Consider the following 18,111-nt stretch of genomic DNA (forward strand, 5'->3'; position numbering starts at 1 on the left):
GAAATTTTGGAACAAAGAGTGAACCGTGTTGCCCTGATAGATCCTGTTGGTAAGAAAGCAGGCATGGATCATTATGATTTATTATTGCTGGAAGGAATGGCCAAAAACGGATTAAATGTCCGTTTGTATTCCAATTTCAAAGATAATGGTGCCGCCATCAAAGTCATTCAGGCTTTTCACAATCACAATACTTCGAAGTTGCAATCTGTAGCGGGAACTATTTCGGGTTTTATTCGCAGTTTAATTTCTTGCAGAAAGGAAAAAACAGAGTGGCTGATTCTTCATGTATTCCGGGCAGGGGTATTCGATTTATTTACATTTTCATTAGCAAAAATACTTGGATTCAAAATATGTGCTATTGTTCATGATATCGAAAGTCTGGATACTATTTCCTTACCGTTTGTGAGGAAAATGGTCATTGACAATTTACCAAACATACGTGTAGTTCACAACGAATTTAGTCTGCAGCAACTATCAAAGAGTATCCGTCCCTCCTCCACCACGAATACCTTTGTTATTCCCCATGTGAATTTTATTCATTTGTTTAAACATTATCAGGAGAACCCTTCCACTTTAGATACCATTAAAAACAATAAGGTAATTGCAAATTCTATACATGAACAACTTTATGATGATCTCAAAAAAGGAGTTAAAATAATATTGTTTTTTGGTCAGATAAAAAATGCGAAAGGTTTAGATACACTCCTGCGGGCGATTGCTATTACTGAGGGAAACTACAAGCTCATTGTAGCCGGAAGAGTGAGAGAAGGGAGTTGGGCCCAATATGAAAAAACCATCAACGAATTAAATATCGTTCACAAAATGATTCCGGTGATACGGTTTATCACTGATGAAGAGCGGGACTTTCTTTTTTCCATAGCCACTATCATCGTTCTACCTTACACTCGCATTTATCAAAGCGGCGTATTATTGATGGCGATGAGTTTTCCAAAGGCGGTTATTGCTTCAGACCTCTCACCAAATTCTGAAGTCGTTGTAACCAATGAAAACGGAATGCTGTTTCAGTCAGGAAATATAAAGCAACTTTCCGAAAAAATCAATGTACTCCTAAACGATCCTGTACTTTGCGAAACCATTAGCCACTCTGCATTGAAGAGTGTAGAAAAGAGATTTAACCCTGATATTATTGGAGAACGTTTTTCTGAAATCCTAAGATAACTTAAAATCCTCCACAGGTTATTAGTCCGGCAAATTATGCACAGTTATTGATTTTATCAATCCTGCCACTTTTTCATTGTACACTTTACATCCCGGAAACAATTTCAACATTTCTTTAGTAGTCAGCAGACGAATTTCTTTAATGTATGTCTCTGCCCGTTGAGGAGTGCGTTTACGGCCCCGACTTAACTTGGTCTTCGTAAGAATAAAATATTTTAAAGAGTACGGAAGAAACTGAAAAAACGGAAAAAGAAAATGCGGTTCTATCGGGAAGTAGCGATTAGGTGTTTGAACAAAATAGTATTTACCTGTACGCATCATTTCTTTAGCCATCAATACTTGCTTATCAAAAACAGTTAAATGCTCTATCACTGAATTACTGAAAGCCAGGTCGAAAGACTTATCTTTATAATTGGAGAGGTTAGTGGCATCGCCTTTAAAAATTTTAATATTAGTATAAGGCGAATCGGATGATTCAAGATTAATAATAGTAATATTGAAATCATTATTATTCTGAAAACCTCTGGCTTCCCAATACTTTAAGGTTCCTCCTACATCCAGAATATTTACCGGTTTAGGAAATTTCGCGAGCTTGTCCGCCAAAAACTTAAACCGCTTCATTCGAAAAGCATTTCCCAGAGAATCGTGATCAGAGGAATAGGCAATTATTCTTTTTTTCATACTTATTGAAATAAAATACCGATGAGGTATCTTACTATTCTACTGTTACGCTTTTGGCTAAATTCCTAGGCTGATCTACATTACAACCACGCATCACCGCAATATGATAGGCCAGCAACTGTAGGGGAATAACACTGACCAAAGGCACCAAAATCTCATCCGTTTCAGGAATCTCAATCACATAATCCGCCATTTCCTTCACTGCAGTATCTCCCTCTGTCACAATAGCAATGATTTTACCTTTCCGTGCTTTAACTTCCTGAATATTGCTCACCACTTTCTCGTAGCTGCCATGCTTGGTAGCAATAACCACTACCGGCATCTCATCATCAATCAAGGCGATGGGTCCATGTTTCATTTCAGCCGCCGGATAACCTTCCGCATGAATATAAGAGATCTCCTTCAACTTTAAAGCACCTTCTAACGCTACCGGGAAGCCGTAACCTCTTCCCAGATAGAGAAAATTCCTTGCGTTCTTATAGCGTTCAGCAATCAGTTTCACTTCATCATTTGACTTGAGTGCTCTTTCCACTTTTTGAGGAATACTTTCCAGCTCATTCAATATTTCACGAAATCGTGATTCAGAAATGGTACCTTTTTTATGTGCAATTTGCAATGCGAGCAATGTGAGTACAGTCACCTGAGCCGTAAAAGCTTTTGTAGAGGCTACTCCAATTTCCGGACCGGCATGCGTATAGGATCCGGCATGGGTTGCTCGTGGAATACTTGATCCCACCACATTACAGACTCCAAAAATGGTAGCGCCTTTTGATTTTGCCAGTTCCACTGCAGCCAATGTATCGGCCGTCTCTCCACTTTGTGAAATAGCAATCACCACATCATCTTCGTAAATAACCGGGTTGCGGTATCTGAATTCAGAGGCATACTCCACTTCCACCGGAATCCGGGCGAGGTCTTCAATGAGGTATTCCGCCACCAAACCGGCATGCCATGAAGTACCACAAGCGACAATCATGATGCGCTTCGCATTGATAATTCTCGTTTCAAACTCTCTTAAACCACCTAATTTAATTCGTCCTGCCCTGCTGTCAAAACGACCGCGCATACTATCAGCGATCGAACGGGGTTGCTCATAAATCTCCTTCAGCATGAAGTGTTCATAGCCGCCCTTCTCTAAGGCCTCTAACTTTAACTCGAGTTCCTGAACATAGGGCACTTTCACTTCATTGCCTATAGTCTTTACCGTTAGTTCCCCGTTATTAATTACTGCAACTTCTCCATCGTTCAGGTAAGCCACATTCTTTGTATATTCCACGATCGGTGTGGCATCGGAGGCGACAAAAAATTCATCTTTTCCTATTCCAACAACAATGGGAGATCCTTTTCTTGCTGCAATTAATTTCTGCGGATCATTCTTCGATAAAACAACGATAGCATAGGCACCCACCACTTCACCCAATGCGAGTCGCACGGCTTCTTCCAGCGGCACATTGGCTTTTGAATAAATCTCTTCTATCAGATGAATCAACACTTCGGTATCCGTATCACTTTGAAAAACGTGACCCTCTTTCATCAACTCGGCTTTGATTGATGCGTAATTCTCAATGATACCATTATGGATAATAGCAAAGTCCTTCGATTGAGAAAAATGAGGATGTGCGTTCCGATCATTCGGCTCTCCATGAGTTGCCCAACGGGTATGCCCCATTCCTACATGACCTGCAGTATTTTTTCCTTTAACAAATTCTGCCAATTCGCTTACCTTGCCTGCCTTTTTATATACATTCAGCGTTCCGTTCAACAGCGCAACTCCGGCACTATCATAACCTCTGTATTCGAGGCGCTGAAGACCTTTAATGATGATCGGATAAGCCTCCTGCTTTCCGATATATGCAACGATTCCACACATGGATCAGGGGTTGATTTTAGTAGTTGTAACTATTAATTTTATTGCATCCTGACCTTGCAGGACGGTTCTTTTAGCATTAGAAGTACTTCCTCCCGCTACGAGAAAAAGGCCATAATCTTTGCCGCCGTTTTCTACGACTTTCTTCACTGTTTGTTGCACATAACGGGCGACATTAAAAATATACTCGTCTTTTGTATCATCAAATGCCCCTCCGTAATACGCTGAAGTTTCTGTGGCATCAGCGGTTGTAATATTTTTTCCGGTTGAATCACTACCAAAAATCAGTAAGTTATTATGTGGAAGAAAATTTGAAGTGGTAGTACCGTCCTGCAATTTGATTATTAATCGTGCAGAGCTGACGGATACGGGTCCATCGTCGTAAAGTGATGTCAGATTTTTTATGACCAGACTATCTTTCAAGCCGGCCATCGAAGCGACCACTAATTGATTATCGGGAACATTATCATAAACAGAAGGCAAATATTGGTGCATAAAATAACTCAACCGCACCGCATTCACATCGATCAGAAATTCATAACTCTTATTGCCGGAAAAATAAAGTGTAAGACGATGCACTCCTGATGTAGAGGGTAATGAAACAATACTCCCTACTCCATCTGCACTATCGACGAGCAAGACTCCATTAAAGAAATCAATAAACGCGGTATTGCTCGCAAATAATCCGGGGTTTGAAATATACTCCCGCATAAATCTTCCACCCAAGGCGGTATCCAGTGGAATTCGCAACTGAGGAGCCGCAAAAGTGCTTCCCACTAACACACTATCCCTGATCTCCGGTATCAGATCAACATGACCCAGAAATCCGGTTCGGCTATAGGTTCTGCTGCTGTAATATGTACTATCGGTGTACAACACTTCATCCAACTCATACACGCTGATATGATGCGTAACTGTTGAATCGCCCTCAATTCCTCTGTAAAGAAAACTTAAAACAACAGAGTCGGGCGTGGTGACTCCGGCAAAAGTGGAGCTGGTAATGGTATTGCCCAGACGAATTTGAGAGACGAAGCCGGCTTGAGTTTTTCCGAGATAAGGATCATCATAACTTCCGATGAACAAGGTGGGCAACTCGATCAGATTTTTCAGCGGACTCCAGACGATCAGTGAATCTTCGGGCACTGTAAATGTTTCGAGAGTAAGGGTATCCACTTTCAAGCCCGGTTGTTGTGACAATGGCTGAAGGTCAAGCCCAATCAGATCGGGCTCGGTGCAGGAAGGCATCAGGAATAGAAACGACAGCAGTACAAACAGTACTTCTTGTCGGAAGTGTTTCAACATGGGGACGAAGGTAAAGGAAAAATATCACCCTGCATATAGCATGAAAAAGAACTTTTAACGCCTTTATTCTGCAAGAATTGACGCTTCCAATACGGCTTCATCATAGAAGTTATCGTAAGCTTCAACGTATTCTTCCGGTGATTTATAATCAAGAGTGGGTTTGCTTAAGTTCCTGAAGTCGACCTCTACTTTTTCATGAATGGTAGGAGCGCTTTTTACGACGGCATCCGACCAATTCATAGCCAACCTGGTTAAGCTGACATAATTGGGATCATTTAGTTCCTTTACATCTGCTGCGGTCAATCCATCCATCAGGATTTTCTTCCCGAAGTTGGCATTAAACGGCTCTTCGAAAGAATCATTGTACAAAGAATAAACAACTCTACTATTATGGAACATCGGATCCTCTTTATAGCTGGTTTTAATCAGCAATGGAACTAAAGCCGTCATCCAGCCATGGCAATGAATGATGTCAGGAGACCATCCCAACTTTTTTACAGTTTCCAATACTCCACGACCGAAGAAAATGGATCGATCGTCATTATCCGGATAGAAACTACCATCTGTATCACGAATGGTAGTTTTACGTTGGAAATACTCTTCGTTATCGATAAAATACACCTGCATGCGCGCCGCCTGGATAGAAGCAACTTTTATTATCAATGGATGATCACTATCATCAATGATCAGGTTCATTCCGGAAAGTCTGATGACCTCATGTAACTGATTGCGCCGCTCATTGATATTACCAAAACGAGGCATGAACGTTCTAATCTCTTTTCCTCTTTCCTGTATCCCCTGTGGGAGGTATCTGGCAATTTTACTTTGTTCTGTTAATTCAAGATAAGGATGAATTTCACTTGATATAAATAAAATACGGGCTTTTCTCATAGCTTTCTTCACGATATAGATAATTTTACGCAAAGATACGGAATATAGAAGGATTTTTTAATATACATTTTTTCTGATTATTGCTATTTGATATTAAAAAAGATTTTCGTATAGCTATTTAAATTATACTATTTAACAACGAATAATAGCAGTAGTAAAGTCAGAATATGTTGGTCAGTTATATTCGTAGGAATGAACATTAATTCGCTGACTGGTTTATTCATTCAGACGCAATATTTCAATAGTTAAATCCTTCTGTCTTTGTTTTCGCCAACTTTCGTTGCAGCATCCACACCCCTATCCAGGTGAGGAGTACACTGCCCCCAAGTAGCAAATCCTGTCCGGGCTCAGTTCCTAATGTGTCCGGGTTAAAAGGAATCCCCTGTCGGGCAGCAAGCCATACCAGAATGACAGCAGTAGCATTATTAAAAAAATGAGCCATTACCGGTAACCAAAGCGATCCACTCCACACGTAGAGGAAACCCAACAAGACGCCTAATGCAAATCGGGGAAGGAATCCAAAAAATTGCATATGCAGCGCGGAGAACAACAGAGAAGTGAGAACAACGGCGGCACCTTTACTTTCGGTCAGCGCTATAAATTGCTTTTGAATTACTCCACGAAACAGGAGCTCCTCCCCTATGGCAGGGATAATAGCAATTACCAATAGATTGATTAACAGATCACTGACAGCAGTACTGCCCAATAGGAGTTTTGTAATCTTGCCGGCTTGTTCCTCTGAAGCAATCATCCAGTCTTCCAAACTCTTCAAGGAGGCAGGGAGATGCAATTCACTATTCACCTGCATCATCCAGTTAATAAAGGGTACGGCAGCAATCAAAAGGAGAAAAACCATCACAAAAGAGGAATTATCCGGCATTGAATTTAATCCCAAATACGACTTTTCATCTCCGCTAAAAAGATAGGCAGCAACCCAGGCCGGCAGAATAAATGTTCCTATTGCCGCTAAGCCTTGAAACATCCTAAAAGCATTAGCTACCTGAGGATCAGCATATTGATCAATTAAAGAAGGGTCACCGGTCATATCTACCCCAAATACCAATTGACTCAAGGTAGCACCAATGGCTGTAAAAAGAACAGCACCCACCAATGTTAATCCAACAATGATTAAAAATTTATTGTAAGGAGGGCGATCTGCCAGGCAAGCACGGATTTGCATCGGTTTTTATTTCGTGCAAATATAAGTGATCGCTTTTCGAATGATAGAACCTTGTTGGATAAGACTTAACTTTGTGCTTGCTACCGGCTATCGGCTACCGGCTACCGGCTACCGGCTGAGGGCTACCGGCTACCGGCTGGCTACTTGCTCAAAAATGACTGCTAATTGAACAATTATCACTTTTAGCTCATTTCTTCAAATATTGAAGCCTTGAAATTGTGAATCATGAAACCTTAAACTTTGAACCTTAAACCTTAAACTTTGAACCTTAAACCTTGAACATTAAACCTTGAACCCATGAAGCAGAATCGCGAAAAGCGATACGCTTCAGGGTAAACATTAAACCTTGAACCTCAAAATCGGTAACATATCGCTCCCTGAATTTCCCTTACTTCTGGCTCCTATGGAAGATGTAAGTGATCCGCCGTTTCGGTATGTGTGTAAACAGCATGGTGCTGATTTGATGTATACGGAGTTTATTTCGAGTGAGGGTTTGATTCGGATGGCGAGGAAGAGTAAGATGAAACTCGACATTTTTGAGTACGAACGTCCGATCGGCATACAACTGTTTGGTTCAGATGTGGACTCCATGCGTGAGGCGGGGAGAATAGCCGATGAGGCAGAACCCGATTTAATTGATATCAATTACGGTTGTCCGGTAAAGGCAGTGGCTTGCAGAGGAGCAGGAGCCGCATTGTTTCAGGATATTCCGAAGATGGTGGAGATGACATCCGAAATCGTCAAAATAGCGACCCGCCCTGTGACGGTAAAAACGCGATTGGGTTGGGATGAGAGTACGAAGAACATTGAAGAAGTTGCGGAACGATTACAGGACATAGGCATTGCGGCACTGACCATTCATGGCCGTACACGGGCGCAACTCTATAAAGGACCTGCCGATTGGACACTCATCGGAAAAATCAAGGAGAACCCACGCATTACTATTCCCATATTTGGTAACGGTGATGTAGATACGCCGGAGAAAGCATTGGAGATGAAAAACCGATATGGTGTGGATGGTGTCATGATCGGCAGAGCAAGTATCGGCTATCCCTGGATCTTTAATGAGATCAAACATTTTATGGATACGGGAACTTATCTCTCCCCTCCTACTATTTCTCAAAGAGTAGATACCTGTCGCTCGCATCTGGATTTTTCGATTCGCTGGAAAGGAGATTACGTGGGCATTGTAGAAATGCGCCGTCACTACACCAACTATTTCAAAGGCCTCGATCATTTCAAAGAGCATCGTATGAAGCTGGTGACGAGCAATAGTTACGATGAAATTCTTCAAACATTAGAATTTATACGGGAACGGTACGCCTCCGCGGAAGTGTAATATTCGGCGTTGTATTTTATTTCCTCAAGAAAAATTATTTGGAATTATTTATTTACCGTATTTAATGGTCAGCGACAATTGCCCGGCGTGATAAGCCGTATGGGAGATAATTCTTCCGATAGCTTCTGCCTTTGTTTTAGAGCCAAACTCTTTAGTAGTTATTGTTTGTTGCCAATCATCATCCGTTTGCTTTTCAATTATTGCTTTGAGATGATCATAAGCAAATTGCTGATAATCCAATAACTCTTGCAGATGTGTCCATTCGCCGGTATCGTGTTGAGCTATTACTGTTTTTGCCTGCACTTTAAGGTCTGCGGCACCAAAAACATTTTTTGCAAAGAGTAACTCCACATCTCCAATGTGTCGAATGAGAAATCCTGCACTATTCTTTGTGTCTGCTAATTTCTTAATCAAATCCTCTTCTTTTAACTCTGTAAGAAGATTTGTAAATCTTGTTCTGGCTTCTGTCCAGGTTTGCAAGTAGGCTTCTGTTGTTGTCATTATTCTATAAGTTTTAAATAAATTAAAATGTAGTACAAACCGGTCAGAACAAATAGCAGTCCTGCTACAACCCGCATCACTTTCTCGATCCTTTGAACTGCATTAAAGTATTTACCTACTTTTTGCATACTGAATGCAATCAGGACTGTGAAAAATAAAACCAATGAACCTGCTCCCAAAGCATAAAAAAAGGGTAAAGAAAAACCGATACTACTTTTAATACTCATGGGAATTAATATCCCGAAATACATGGCTCCACTGTAGGGACAAAAAGCCATGGCAAAAAGAGCACCCAGCAAGAATGAGCCAAGCAGACCTTTATCTTTAAATTTATCCTGCAGCCTCTCCGTATAATTTCCTTTGCCCATGAAATTCAATTTGATAATATTGAGCATTATCAAACCTATTATCACCATAACTGGTCCCACAAATTTTTCACCATTGGACTGAAAGAACTTAGCTACATGAAATTTACTTGCTCCTAAAATTATAATTAATGCGATGGTGGTATAAGACAACGCCAACCCTGTCGTATAAAGCAATCCGCTTAAAAGCACTTTCTTTCTCCCGGAAAGTGTTTTGGCTATATAAGCAGTGGCTGTGATGTTCGTCGCTAACGGGCAGGGACTGATCGCCGTTAAAATGCCTAATAATAACGCGGAAAGAATTGGAATGTTTGTACTATCAATTAACTGATGTAAGGTTTCCATTTTGCTTTTTCAACGCTTCATTTATCATTGCTTTCAATTCAGGAATGTATTTACTTTCATCATTTGCTTTTTCTAAGGCAAAATCACTCCAGTCCATGATATTATCTTTTCCGTTGACCACATTATTAATCATCAACGCTGTTCCGGTAGCCTGAAATTTCTCTGCCAGCTTTTCATTAGCTTCATCATCCACATCAATTATGGAAAACACAATGCTCCCACTTTTCAATTGTGCAGAAAAGTAAGTGTTTAATGTTTGCCTTGTGAATGCCTTCATGTGTTTACAGGTTTCACATTGTCTTGTTCCATGAAAGGCATATATTTCCAGGTGATTATTACTCTTGTCTATTGCAGCTTTAGTGCTATTAACAGGAGCGCAATCAGATTTATCTTCTTCGCTGCAACAGGGTTTTTCTTCTGATTTAGTTTTGCAGGTACCATCCGGATTGCAATCTTTTGAATTAGGATCAGCGCAACAGGCTTTTGAAACTCTATCACCTGTTGCGGTGGGTAATCCGGCTTCACTCCAGGCATTCATTCCTCCTTCCAGATTTGCAATATTTGTAAAACCATTTGCTTTCAACAGGTCAAAGGCCTCCTGACTTCTTTTTCCACTCCTACAAGCTACAATTACCTGTTTGTCCTGTGGAATACTCTTGATTTTACTTTCAAGTGTACCTAGTGGTATATGGATACAATTTTTTACATCAAAAGACTGTTCCGCTATTTCCTCCGGTTCGCGAACATCTATTAGCAAGGTGTTTTCTGTCAGCATAGCGGACGCTTCGGAAACGGTAACACTTTCCTTCTCGCTTTTAAAATGAGCTTGTGAAGAAGTTGAATTACAAGACACGATAAAGATGCCTGCAATAGCGGTGAGTGTGAAGATGAGTAATTTCATTTTATCTATGATTTATTTTATAATATGAGGTTAAACAAGTAGCCGGAAATAATTATACAAATGGCCACAACGGCAAAAAAAATAATCAGCATTTTCACCGACATTACTTTTTTAAGCAATAAACCTTCAGGAACTGACAACCCTACGACTGCCATCATAAAGGCTATGGCAGTTCCGATGGGAATCCCCTTTTGAACCAACACCTGCATAATGGGTAAAACACCTGCTGCATTGCTGTACATCGGAATCCCCACTAATACCGCTATAGGTACCGCAAAAGGATTTTCTTTGCTTATGTATGCTTCGAAAAATCCGGTCGGAATAAAGCCATGCATTAATCCGCCGATAGCAATACCAATTAATATATAGAGGGATACCCCCTTAACAATTCCAAGTGCTTGTTTAAAAATTATTGGTATACGTTGCAATAAACTCAACTGCTCGTCTTCCTGTGTATCGTCCGAAAGTTGTTTATTCTTCAACAATTGCTGAACCCAATCCGTCAACAAATGCTCTAACTTCATTTTGCCGAGGATAAATCCCGCAATCATGGACAATATAATACCACTCACTACATAAATGATGGTGGTCTTCCACCCAAACATCCCGAGAAACATGGCCACCGAAACCGCATCAACCAGAGGAGAAGAAATCAAAAAAGCCAACGTTACGCCCAAAGGAATACCCCCTTTTACAAATCCAATAAATAAAGGAACTGAAGAACAGGAACAGAAAGGTGTTATGGTTCCAAAGAACGAGGCCAGAAAATAATCAAGGCCATGCCACTTGCGTTTAGTTAAAAAACTCCGGACTTTCTCAATTGGAAAATAGGAGTTAATAATTCCCATGATGATAGTAACTACTCCCAATAAAATGAAAATTTTTATAGTATCAAAAACAAAAAAGTTAACGGCATCTCCCACTTTTGAACCAACTTTTAGTCCAAGCACTGAATAAATCAGCCAGTCTGTGAAGTGTTGTAACCAGTTAAACATAGATCATTATTAACAACCCGAAGTATCACAACATGAACTACCACCTTTAATAGAAGAGGCGTCTCCTTTCGTCGGAAATCCCTTTTCAACCCAACGTGTAATTCCGTGCTGCATATTAATTACGTTCGTGTAACCATGATTAATTAAAAAACCTGCGGCTCTCAAACTTCTACCCCCTCCTTTGCAGACCATTATTACATCTTTGTCTTTTGGAACTTCATTATAACGTTCTTCAAATTCACTTAAGGGGATATTAATAATGTTTGGCACATCGTAAGCCAAGGCCGCCACTTCGTCCCTTTCACGAACATCCACTAATAATGCTCCTTCCTTTAGTCTACCCAAGGTTGTGGTTGGACAAATCTCTTTTACCAAAGTCTGATTTTCCATTTTCAGGCAATTAATAATTGTTTGATTTCATTGATGTCCGCCACTCTGCCTTTTACCTTAATGACTTCATCAATCATCAATACCGGTGTGGATAACACATTGTATTTCATCATTTCTTCTATGTCTTCCACTTTTGTGACCTGCGCATCAATGCCGGATTGCTTGAGGGCTTCCAAAACATTATTGTAAGTGGTTTTACACTTTGGACAGCCCGGACCTAATACTTTGATTTGTTTCATTTGATGTTCTGCTCTAATTCAGTTCGCAAATATACGAATTATTCGTCATAATACGAACAGTAATTGTCCTTTTATTTAGTCAAAAAATCCCATCATTAAACCCTTGGCTAAGTTCCAATTCTCCCGATTAATGCAATATTTTGTTTTAGGCGGAATAATTTCCCCTTGAATTAATCCTGCATCTAACAAAACTTTTAAATGTTGAGATAAAGTGCTTTTCGCGATGGGAAGTTCTTCTGCCATGTCCCCGTGATAACAACAACTTTGTTTTGATAACAATTGTAAAATAGTTACCCGAACAGGGTTTCCCAATGCGTTAGCAAACCTGGCAATCAGTTCTTGATTTGGTGTGAATTTTTCCTTTGTTCCCGGCATACCTTATTCGTTTATCTATTCGCAAATATACGAACTATAATTGGAAAAGTCACCCTACGATTCAGAACTTTTTTGATCAAAAGGTTCTTGAGCGAACTTGATAAGACGCAGCGAACGATCTCCCCAGTGAGCGAAGCGAACGATCCCCTGAAATGAGGGTTCCCTACAAATCAACATCCGATTGTTAATAATTTTCAATTATTTCCTATATTTGCCGTTCTTCAATTGTAACTGTATAACCCACTCATTACCATGTTCCAACAACTGAAAAACAAAGGGGTAATCACCCGTCCGGCAGATACGAACGGAAATGGCGCTATTAACATCATTGGTGCAGGTACCGTCATCGAAGGCGAAATTAAGTCCAATGGCGATGTCAGAATTGACGGAACCATAAGAGGATCAGTAAGTTCTAAGTCGAAGGTGGTGATAGGAAGTACAGGACAAGTGGAAGGAGATGTCATCTGCCAAAATGCGGATATTTCAGGTGCAGTAAAAGGTAATACCACCGTGGCGGAGATGTTATTTTTAAAATCACAGGCGCGTATCAATGGCGATATTCTTACCGGCAAATTAGTAGTAGAAGTAGGTGCGAGCTTTACAGGCAACTGCAGCATGGGTCCGTTAATAAAAGACATCAAACATGGCGAGCGATCAGCCCCAAAACTCGCCGAAAAAACGGCTTGATAATTACATCCGCTACTCATCGATGGGCCTCCAAATGGGTGCGACCATCTTTCTGATGACCTGGGCGGGCGTAAAACTCGACGAATACCTACAATTAAAATTTCCGGCTTTCACCCTTTTCTTCGCCCTCTTTTCTGTGGCGGGGGTGATGTACTACTTCATAAAACAAATAACGAAAAAATAGTAATGACAGGTCGCTACCTGTCATTATATGTGGGATTGTTTCCATAGGACAGGTCGCGACCTGTCCCTACATACGTGGATTGTTTTCCCAGGACAGGTCGCGACCTGTCCCTACATACGTGGATTGTTTTCCCGGGACAGGTCGCGACCTGTCCCTACTTTCGTATTTTCGTACACTCTTCGTATTTCGTATTCATCATGAAGAACTTCTTACTTAAATTAATTCTCCTCACCTCACTAACGTCTGGCATATACTATTTCATGGGAAATTATATTCCTGCCAAATGGTATTATGCAGAGTTTTTATGGTTGCCTTGTTTCATTGCCATCGTAACGGCTATATTGCATTGGGGATTGGTAAAGAGATCAGGTGATAGTAAAAAATTCATTCGCTATTATATGGGATCCACGGGATTGAAATTATTTATTTATCTCACCATCATTATCGTTTTTGCATTTATTAATAAACCGATGGTGATTCCGTTTGCATTGAGCTTTTTCTTTTTCTATTTCTCTTTTACCGTATTTGAAGTCGCTGAAGCTTATAAGAATTTTGGGAACAGGAACTCCACCCTTGCCGCCGGAGATGCATCGAAAACAGGAAACATCTCCAATACAAACTGAAGATAAAGTGTATTGTCTACACTGAATTCCAGACGTGCAGTTGAGTTTTGCTATAGCCATCTGACTCCCAAAATTCTCCTAAAACTATTCTGCGTCTACTAAAAAACTATTTAAATATCGATTTAATAAATGACCAGTTCTTTGCACTGAAAATTCCATTATAAGGTTCTGCTCCCAGTTTATATCCTATGCTTTCATACTCTAAAACAACAGGATGATGATGCGCGTAATAGAAAACGGATTTAATTCCCATCATTCGGTACATTAACTGGACATTCACTCCGGCTACCAATGAACCCGCAACAAGACCGGCAAAGAAATTATAATCATTGAAAATAGCCCAAAAAGCGCCAATTACAGCAAATGCAATTTTCATTGTCCTTCCTACTTTATGATACCATGCCGCGAGCTCACTGCGCGGTAAGAGAACAACGCGCTGGTGTATGATGGTCTTGCGGTAAACACTGGTACTGGTCACCTGTGTTCGATGCATCATAATCTGACAAGGATCCGGGCCTGCTTCTTCGCTTTCTTTAAAAAAACATTGATTCGATTCCACTTCAATTTGCAACGCATTGGAAGCAACCGGATGATGATAGAAATTAATACTCGCCGGCTGAATCGTGAGCCAACCCTTTTGCAGCGGACAAACGGTATAATGCAATACCGTTTCTTTCACTGCATTTCCATCTCTGTGTACAATACGGTGATCGACGGTAGGACCGGCCGTTATTATCCAACCTTGCAATACCGGCTTCCTGAAAAAGCGCCCTTCTCCGGGAAAGGAAAACGTTAACTCTACTTCTTCATTCAACTTCACCTTACTTGTATCAACCTCGGCCTTTAAATATTCATAATGAATGAGTGATTCGGAAAAGGAAAATCCGGAACTACGTAAATCATACGCCGCCCTCTTTCCGGGATCAATCAAAACCTGATAGGCTTCGAGTACCTCTTTAAAACGCTCAGGAGCTTCGGCGTCACCGGGATTTTTATCGGGATGGAATTTTAAAGCCAAACGATGATAGGCTTTCTTAATTTCCGCTGCATTCGCTTGAGAGGAAATTCCAAGCACGGTATAATAGTTTCGGGCAGCCATGGTTGAATAACGTAACAAAATTAAGCAGTATTACATCTTAACACCATAAATGCCGGCACATTAGAACAACATGTTGATCAACAAAACCTTTCTTACCTTCGTGCGGTAATTTATCTCAATGAAACGCATCGCTATTCTCGGTTCTACAGGATCCATCGGAACACAAGCACTTGAAGTTATTCAGGCGAATCCTGATCATTTTCGGGTGGAAGTATTGACGGCGTTTAGCAATGCGGATTTACTCATACAACAAGCCCGCCTTTTTAAGCCAAATGCTATTGCGATATGCGATACGGCTAAGCTGGAAATGCTGAAAGATGCTTTAGCGGGGGAAGATGTGAAAGTATATGGCGGACAAGAGTCGATTGTTCAACTCATGAGCATGGATAGTATAGATCTGGTCTTAACCGCCATGGTCGGTTTCGCCGGACTTGAACCCACCTTTGAAGCCATCCGCAACAAAAAGAACATCGCACTTGCTAATAAAGAAACCCTCGTTGTAGCCGGTGACCTGGTGACCAAGCTGGCGATGGAACATAAAGTCAGCATATATCCTGTTGATTCTGAACACTCTGCAATTTTTCAATGTCTGGCAGGGGAAATGCATAATCCTATAGAAAAGATTGTTTTGACTGCGTCCGGAGGACCATTTCGCGGGAAAAAAAGAGCTGAACTGGAGAAAATCACCAAGGCAGAAGCGCTGAAGCATCCCAACTGGACCATGGGCGCTAAAATAACCATTGACTCCTCCACGCTCATGAACAAGGGTCTGGAAATGATAGAAGCGAAATGGCTTTTTGATTTGCAGCCTTCAGCCATAGAAGTGATCGTTCATCCTCAATCCATCATACATAGCATAGTACAATTTCGCGATGGGAGCATGAAGGCGCAGATGGGTTTACCCGACATGAAGTTACCCATTCAATACGCATTGGGATACCCACATCGACTTCCCTCCGATTTTCCCCGATTCGATTTTATGAACTTTCCGCAACTCAGCTTCGAAGCTGCCGACGAAGAGACTTTCCGGTGTTTGGGATTAGCGAGAATTGCCATGGAGAAAGGAGGTAATCTCCCCTGCATCATGAACGCTGCCAATGAAGTAGCGGTTGCTGCCTTTCTCAGGGATGAAGTCGGATTTTTGCAAATGGCAGAAATAATAGAAGATACCATGCAACGCGTCTCCTTTATTAAATCGCCTTCTCTCGATGATTATCGATCCGGAGATGCTGAAGCCCGCAACATATCCGCCGAACTCATCCGCAAAGCCGCCATAAAAATCTAATGCAACAAGAAAAAAAAATATATCGTTTAAAATCTTATCCTCATACTCATCCATTCATCATTCCTTCAACTCTACCTTCGCAAACTCACGACACTGCACTCCATTCGTCATGTTCGGACATTCGTACATTCGTGGATTCGGACATTCGTGGATTCGTGGATTCGTATTTCGTATATTCGTACCCGTGAAGCAGAGAAGAGAAGGATGAAAGGGTTCATCCTTCTCTTCACGCTTCACGGGATATTCGTATTTCGTAACCCATTCTAAAAATTCTATCTCCCAAAGATCTCTAAATGCAAGGTTTAATTATGGCTGCCCAGCTCATCCTGGGACTCTCAATACTCGTTACGCTCCACGAACTCGGACACTTTCTGGCTGCCCGCGCTTTTGGTATTAAAGTTGAAAAGTTTTATCTCTTCTTCGATGCATGGGGATTTAAACTCTTTAGCTATAAGAAGGGCGACACCGAATATGGTATCGGATGGCTTCCATTTGGAGGTTATGTGAAGATTGCCGGAATGGTGGATGAAAGTATGGATACCGAACAGTTAGCATCACCACCACAGCCCTGGGAATTCAGATCAAAGCCGGCATGGCAACGATTAATTGTTATGGTAGCCGGCGTGACGATGAATGCTATTTTAGGAATTATCATTTTCAGTTTTACATTACTTCATTACAAAAAAGAATATCTTCCCAATGATCAGCTCATTCAGGGAAATGGTATTTATGCATACACATTGGGTAAAGAAATCGGACTACAGGATGGAGATAAAATTCTGGCGATTGATGGTAAACCCATTGAGCGCTTTGAAGATGTGCTCTCCTCACGCGTGCTCTTTGGTGCTTCTCTTTCTGTCTCCAGAAACAATCAAACTCTTGAAGTGGAAGTGCCCGATAATTTTTATCGAAAAGTAAGTGCTGCAGGCCGATGGAATTTTATTGGTTATGGACCTTTACAGTTTGAGATCGGTAAAGTAATGCCCGGAGAGCCTGCGGAAAAAGCCGGAATTCTTGCGGGAGATAAAATTGTTGCTATAAATGGAGAAAAAATAGCGGGCAGTGATGATCTGGTCAGCAAAGTCAGTAAATTAAAGAACAAAGAAGTAATGCTGACACTTTTTAGAAACAATCAAAATATCACGGTCACCAGTACTGTTACCGATAAAGGTACTATTGGAATTGCCTACGATGCATCTCCTGTAAAAAATTCAGGCTATACGATGCAGCCTTATACTTTTGGAAGTGCATTGGCTTTTGGTACAAGTGATGCAATAGAAGCCTTAGTATCGAATGCGAAAGGATTAGGAAAAATATTTACCGGAGAAGAAAAGGCCACCGACTCTGTTCAGGGACCGATCGGCATTGCCACTATTTATGGCGGTGTTTGGGATTGGGCAAGATTCTGGGCCATCACCGGACTATTGTCAATGGTACTTGCATTTATGAATATGCTCCCGATACCTGCGCTGGATGGAGGACATGTGGTATTTCTCCTCATAGAAAGCGTATTCCGCGTAAAGCTCAGCGATAAAGTAATGGAAAGAGCCCAGGTTGTAGGTATGGTTATCTTACTGTCGTTACTCATTTTCGCTGTAGGTAATGATGTGTGGAAGCATATTTTAAATTGAAAGATGTATAGACGAATTACAAGCAAAGGTTTTTAAAACCGAATTGTTTATA

The 18,111-nt window shown here is 41.0% G+C and carries 21 protein-coding genes; 7 read left to right on the forward strand and 14 right to left on the reverse strand.

The features are described 5' to 3' along the window. Positions 1-6 precede the first annotated feature (6 nt). A complete protein-coding gene (locus IPJ86_03525; GenBank protein ID MBK7886388.1) occupies positions 7-1,179 on the forward strand; it encodes a glycosyltransferase family 4 protein in 1,173 nt (390 codons plus the stop codon). Between the two features lie 21 nt (positions 1,180-1,200). On the opposite strand, the gene IPJ86_03530 is transcribed toward IPJ86_03525, so the two are convergent. From IPJ86_03530 to IPJ86_03550, 5 genes are all read right to left on the reverse strand, one after another. Next, positions 1,201-1,860 (reverse strand): class I SAM-dependent methyltransferase, encoded by a 660-nt coding sequence (locus tag IPJ86_03530; protein ID MBK7886389.1) that lies wholly within the window; start codon positions 1,858-1,860, stop codon positions 1,201-1,203. Positions 1,861-1,894: 34 nt separating this feature from the next. After that, entirely contained in the window at positions 1,895-3,730 is a 1,836-nt protein-coding gene (gene glmS, locus IPJ86_03535) for a glutamine--fructose-6-phosphate transaminase (isomerizing) (GenBank protein MBK7886390.1), read from the reverse strand. Positions 3,731-3,733: 3 nt separating this feature from the next. Further along, the gene (locus IPJ86_03540; GenBank protein MBK7886391.1) at positions 3,734-5,029 is read right to left on the reverse strand and encodes a DUF4270 family protein; all 1,296 of its coding nucleotides are present in this window, start codon (positions 5,027-5,029) and stop codon (positions 3,734-3,736) included. 63 nt (positions 5,030-5,092) lie between these two features. After that, positions 5,093-5,920 (reverse strand): glycogen/starch synthase, encoded by an 828-nt coding sequence (locus tag IPJ86_03545; protein ID MBK7886392.1) that lies wholly within the window; start codon positions 5,918-5,920, stop codon positions 5,093-5,095. A gap of 238 nt (positions 5,921-6,158) precedes the next feature. Next, positions 6,159-7,100, reverse strand: coding sequence for a CPBP family intramembrane metalloprotease (locus IPJ86_03550; GenBank protein MBK7886393.1), 942 nt, complete (start codon positions 7,098-7,100; stop codon positions 6,159-6,161). A gap of 403 nt (positions 7,101-7,503) precedes the next feature. On the opposite strand from IPJ86_03550, the gene dusB reads away from it, so the two are divergent. Further along, positions 7,504-8,439 carry a tRNA dihydrouridine synthase DusB gene (dusB, locus tag IPJ86_03555; GenBank protein MBK7886394.1) on the forward strand — a complete coding sequence of 312 codons (936 nt, stop codon included), beginning with the start codon at positions 7,504-7,506 and terminating at the stop codon, positions 8,437-8,439. A gap of 48 nt (positions 8,440-8,487) precedes the next feature. On the opposite strand, the gene IPJ86_03560 is transcribed toward dusB, so the two are convergent. From IPJ86_03560 to IPJ86_03590, 7 genes are all read right to left on the reverse strand, one after another. Continuing rightward, positions 8,488-8,940 carry a DinB family protein gene (locus IPJ86_03560; protein MBK7886395.1) on the reverse strand — a complete coding sequence of 151 codons (453 nt, stop codon included), beginning with the start codon at positions 8,938-8,940 and terminating at the stop codon, positions 8,488-8,490. Beyond that, complete coding sequence (locus IPJ86_03565; protein MBK7886396.1) at positions 8,940-9,650, reverse strand: sulfite exporter TauE/SafE family protein; 711 nt, start codon at positions 9,648-9,650, stop codon at positions 8,940-8,942. Before IPJ86_03565 ends, IPJ86_03560 begins: the two co-directional genes overlap by 1 nt. Beyond that, positions 9,625-10,551 carry a rhodanese-like domain-containing protein gene (locus tag IPJ86_03570; GenBank protein ID MBK7886397.1) on the reverse strand — a complete coding sequence of 309 codons (927 nt, stop codon included), beginning with the start codon at positions 10,549-10,551 and terminating at the stop codon, positions 9,625-9,627. Before IPJ86_03570 ends, IPJ86_03565 begins: the two co-directional genes overlap by 26 nt. Positions 10,552-10,568: 17 nt before the next feature. Further along, positions 10,569-11,546, reverse strand: a complete 978-nt coding sequence (locus IPJ86_03575; protein ID MBK7886398.1) for a permease — start codon at positions 11,544-11,546, stop codon at positions 10,569-10,571. A gap of 9 nt (positions 11,547-11,555) precedes the next feature. Continuing rightward, the gene (locus IPJ86_03580) at positions 11,556-11,936 is read right to left on the reverse strand and encodes a rhodanese-like domain-containing protein (protein ID MBK7886399.1); all 381 of its coding nucleotides are present in this window, start codon (positions 11,934-11,936) and stop codon (positions 11,556-11,558) included. 2 nt (positions 11,937-11,938) lie between these two features. Beyond that, entirely contained in the window at positions 11,939-12,175 is a 237-nt protein-coding gene (locus IPJ86_03585; GenBank protein MBK7886400.1) for a TM0996/MTH895 family glutaredoxin-like protein, read from the reverse strand. A 75-nt stretch (positions 12,176-12,250) separates the two neighbouring features. Then, positions 12,251-12,550, reverse strand: a complete 300-nt coding sequence (locus IPJ86_03590; GenBank protein ID MBK7886401.1) for a winged helix-turn-helix transcriptional regulator — start codon at positions 12,548-12,550, stop codon at positions 12,251-12,253. 252 nt (positions 12,551-12,802) lie between these two features. Between IPJ86_03590 and IPJ86_03595 the strand changes: the two genes are divergently transcribed. The 3 genes from IPJ86_03595 to IPJ86_03605 all read left to right on the forward strand — a co-directional run bounded on the left by IPJ86_03595 (position 12,803) and on the right by IPJ86_03605 (position 14,044). After that, positions 12,803-13,237 (forward strand): polymer-forming cytoskeletal protein, encoded by a 435-nt coding sequence (locus tag IPJ86_03595; GenBank protein MBK7886402.1) that lies wholly within the window; start codon positions 12,803-12,805, stop codon positions 13,235-13,237. Between the two features lie 7 nt (positions 13,238-13,244). Then, positions 13,245-13,421 (forward strand): AtpZ/AtpI family protein, encoded by a 177-nt coding sequence (locus tag IPJ86_03600; protein ID MBK7886403.1) that lies wholly within the window; start codon positions 13,245-13,247, stop codon positions 13,419-13,421. 197 nt (positions 13,422-13,618) lie between these two features. After that, on the forward strand, positions 13,619-14,044 hold the full coding sequence (locus IPJ86_03605; protein ID MBK7886404.1) for a hypothetical protein: 426 nt from the start codon (positions 13,619-13,621) through the stop codon (positions 14,042-14,044). A gap of 106 nt (positions 14,045-14,150) precedes the next feature. Here IPJ86_03605 and IPJ86_03610 read toward each other — a convergent pair whose 3' ends face one another. Continuing rightward, a complete protein-coding gene (locus IPJ86_03610) occupies positions 14,151-15,161 on the reverse strand; it encodes a DnaJ domain-containing protein (GenBank protein ID MBK7886405.1) in 1,011 nt (336 codons plus the stop codon). Positions 15,162-15,261: 100 nt separating this feature from the next. On the opposite strand from IPJ86_03610, the gene IPJ86_03615 reads away from it, so the two are divergent. Next, positions 15,262-16,428 (forward strand): 1-deoxy-D-xylulose-5-phosphate reductoisomerase, encoded by a 1,167-nt coding sequence (locus IPJ86_03615; GenBank protein ID MBK7886406.1) that lies wholly within the window; start codon positions 15,262-15,264, stop codon positions 16,426-16,428. A gap of 57 nt (positions 16,429-16,485) precedes the next feature. On the opposite strand, the gene IPJ86_03620 is transcribed toward IPJ86_03615, so the two are convergent. Next, the gene (locus IPJ86_03620; protein MBK7886407.1) at positions 16,486-16,665 is read right to left on the reverse strand and encodes a hypothetical protein; all 180 of its coding nucleotides are present in this window, start codon (positions 16,663-16,665) and stop codon (positions 16,486-16,488) included. A 56-nt stretch (positions 16,666-16,721) separates the two neighbouring features. On the opposite strand from IPJ86_03620, the gene rseP reads away from it, so the two are divergent. Further along, positions 16,722-18,059 carry an RIP metalloprotease RseP gene (rseP, locus tag IPJ86_03625; protein MBK7886408.1) on the forward strand — a complete coding sequence of 446 codons (1,338 nt, stop codon included), beginning with the start codon at positions 16,722-16,724 and terminating at the stop codon, positions 18,057-18,059. Positions 18,060-18,111 lie beyond the last annotated feature (52 nt).

The sequence above is a fragment of the Bacteroidota bacterium genome (genome assembly GCA_016713925.1).
In the GTDB taxonomy this organism is placed as follows: domain Bacteria; phylum Bacteroidota; class Bacteroidia; order AKYH767-A; family OLB10; genus JAJTFW01.

Excerpts from the sequence above, each read along its gene's own strand:
- IPJ86_03530 (MBK7886389.1), bottom strand. The coding sequence starts at position 1,860 with ATGAAAAAAAGAATAATTGCCTATTCCTCTGATCACGATTCTCTGGGA.
- glmS (MBK7886390.1), bottom strand. The coding sequence starts at position 3,730 with ATGTGTGGAATCGTTGCATATATCGGAAAGCAGGAGGCTTATCCGATC.
- IPJ86_03540 (MBK7886391.1), bottom strand. The coding sequence starts at position 5,029 with ATGTTGAAACACTTCCGACAAGAAGTACTGTTTGTACTGCTGTCGTTT.
- IPJ86_03545 (MBK7886392.1), bottom strand. The coding sequence starts at position 5,920 with ATGAGAAAAGCCCGTATTTTATTTATATCAAGTGAAATTCATCCTTAT.
- IPJ86_03550 (MBK7886393.1), bottom strand. The coding sequence starts at position 7,100 with ATGCAAATCCGTGCTTGCCTGGCAGATCGCCCTCCTTACAATAAATTT.
- dusB (MBK7886394.1), top strand. The coding sequence starts at position 7,504 with ATGGAAGATGTAAGTGATCCGCCGTTTCGGTATGTGTGTAAACAGCAT.
- IPJ86_03560 (MBK7886395.1), bottom strand. The coding sequence starts at position 8,940 with ATGACAACAACAGAAGCCTACTTGCAAACCTGGACAGAAGCCAGAACA.
- IPJ86_03565 (MBK7886396.1), bottom strand. The coding sequence starts at position 9,650 with ATGGAAACCTTACATCAGTTAATTGATAGTACAAACATTCCAATTCTT.
- IPJ86_03570 (MBK7886397.1), bottom strand. The coding sequence starts at position 10,551 with ATGAAATTACTCATCTTCACACTCACCGCTATTGCAGGCATCTTTATC.
- IPJ86_03575 (MBK7886398.1), bottom strand. The coding sequence starts at position 11,546 with ATGTTTAACTGGTTACAACACTTCACAGACTGGCTGATTTATTCAGTG.
- IPJ86_03580 (MBK7886399.1), bottom strand. The coding sequence starts at position 11,936 with ATGGAAAATCAGACTTTGGTAAAAGAGATTTGTCCAACCACAACCTTG.
- IPJ86_03585 (MBK7886400.1), bottom strand. The coding sequence starts at position 12,175 with ATGAAACAAATCAAAGTATTAGGTCCGGGCTGTCCAAAGTGTAAAACC.
- IPJ86_03590 (MBK7886401.1), bottom strand. The coding sequence starts at position 12,550 with ATGCCGGGAACAAAGGAAAAATTCACACCAAATCAAGAACTGATTGCC.
- IPJ86_03595 (MBK7886402.1), top strand. The coding sequence starts at position 12,803 with ATGTTCCAACAACTGAAAAACAAAGGGGTAATCACCCGTCCGGCAGAT.
- IPJ86_03605 (MBK7886404.1), top strand. The coding sequence starts at position 13,619 with ATGAAGAACTTCTTACTTAAATTAATTCTCCTCACCTCACTAACGTCT.
- IPJ86_03615 (MBK7886406.1), top strand. The coding sequence starts at position 15,262 with ATGAAACGCATCGCTATTCTCGGTTCTACAGGATCCATCGGAACACAA.
- rseP (MBK7886408.1), top strand. The coding sequence starts at position 16,722 with ATGCAAGGTTTAATTATGGCTGCCCAGCTCATCCTGGGACTCTCAATA.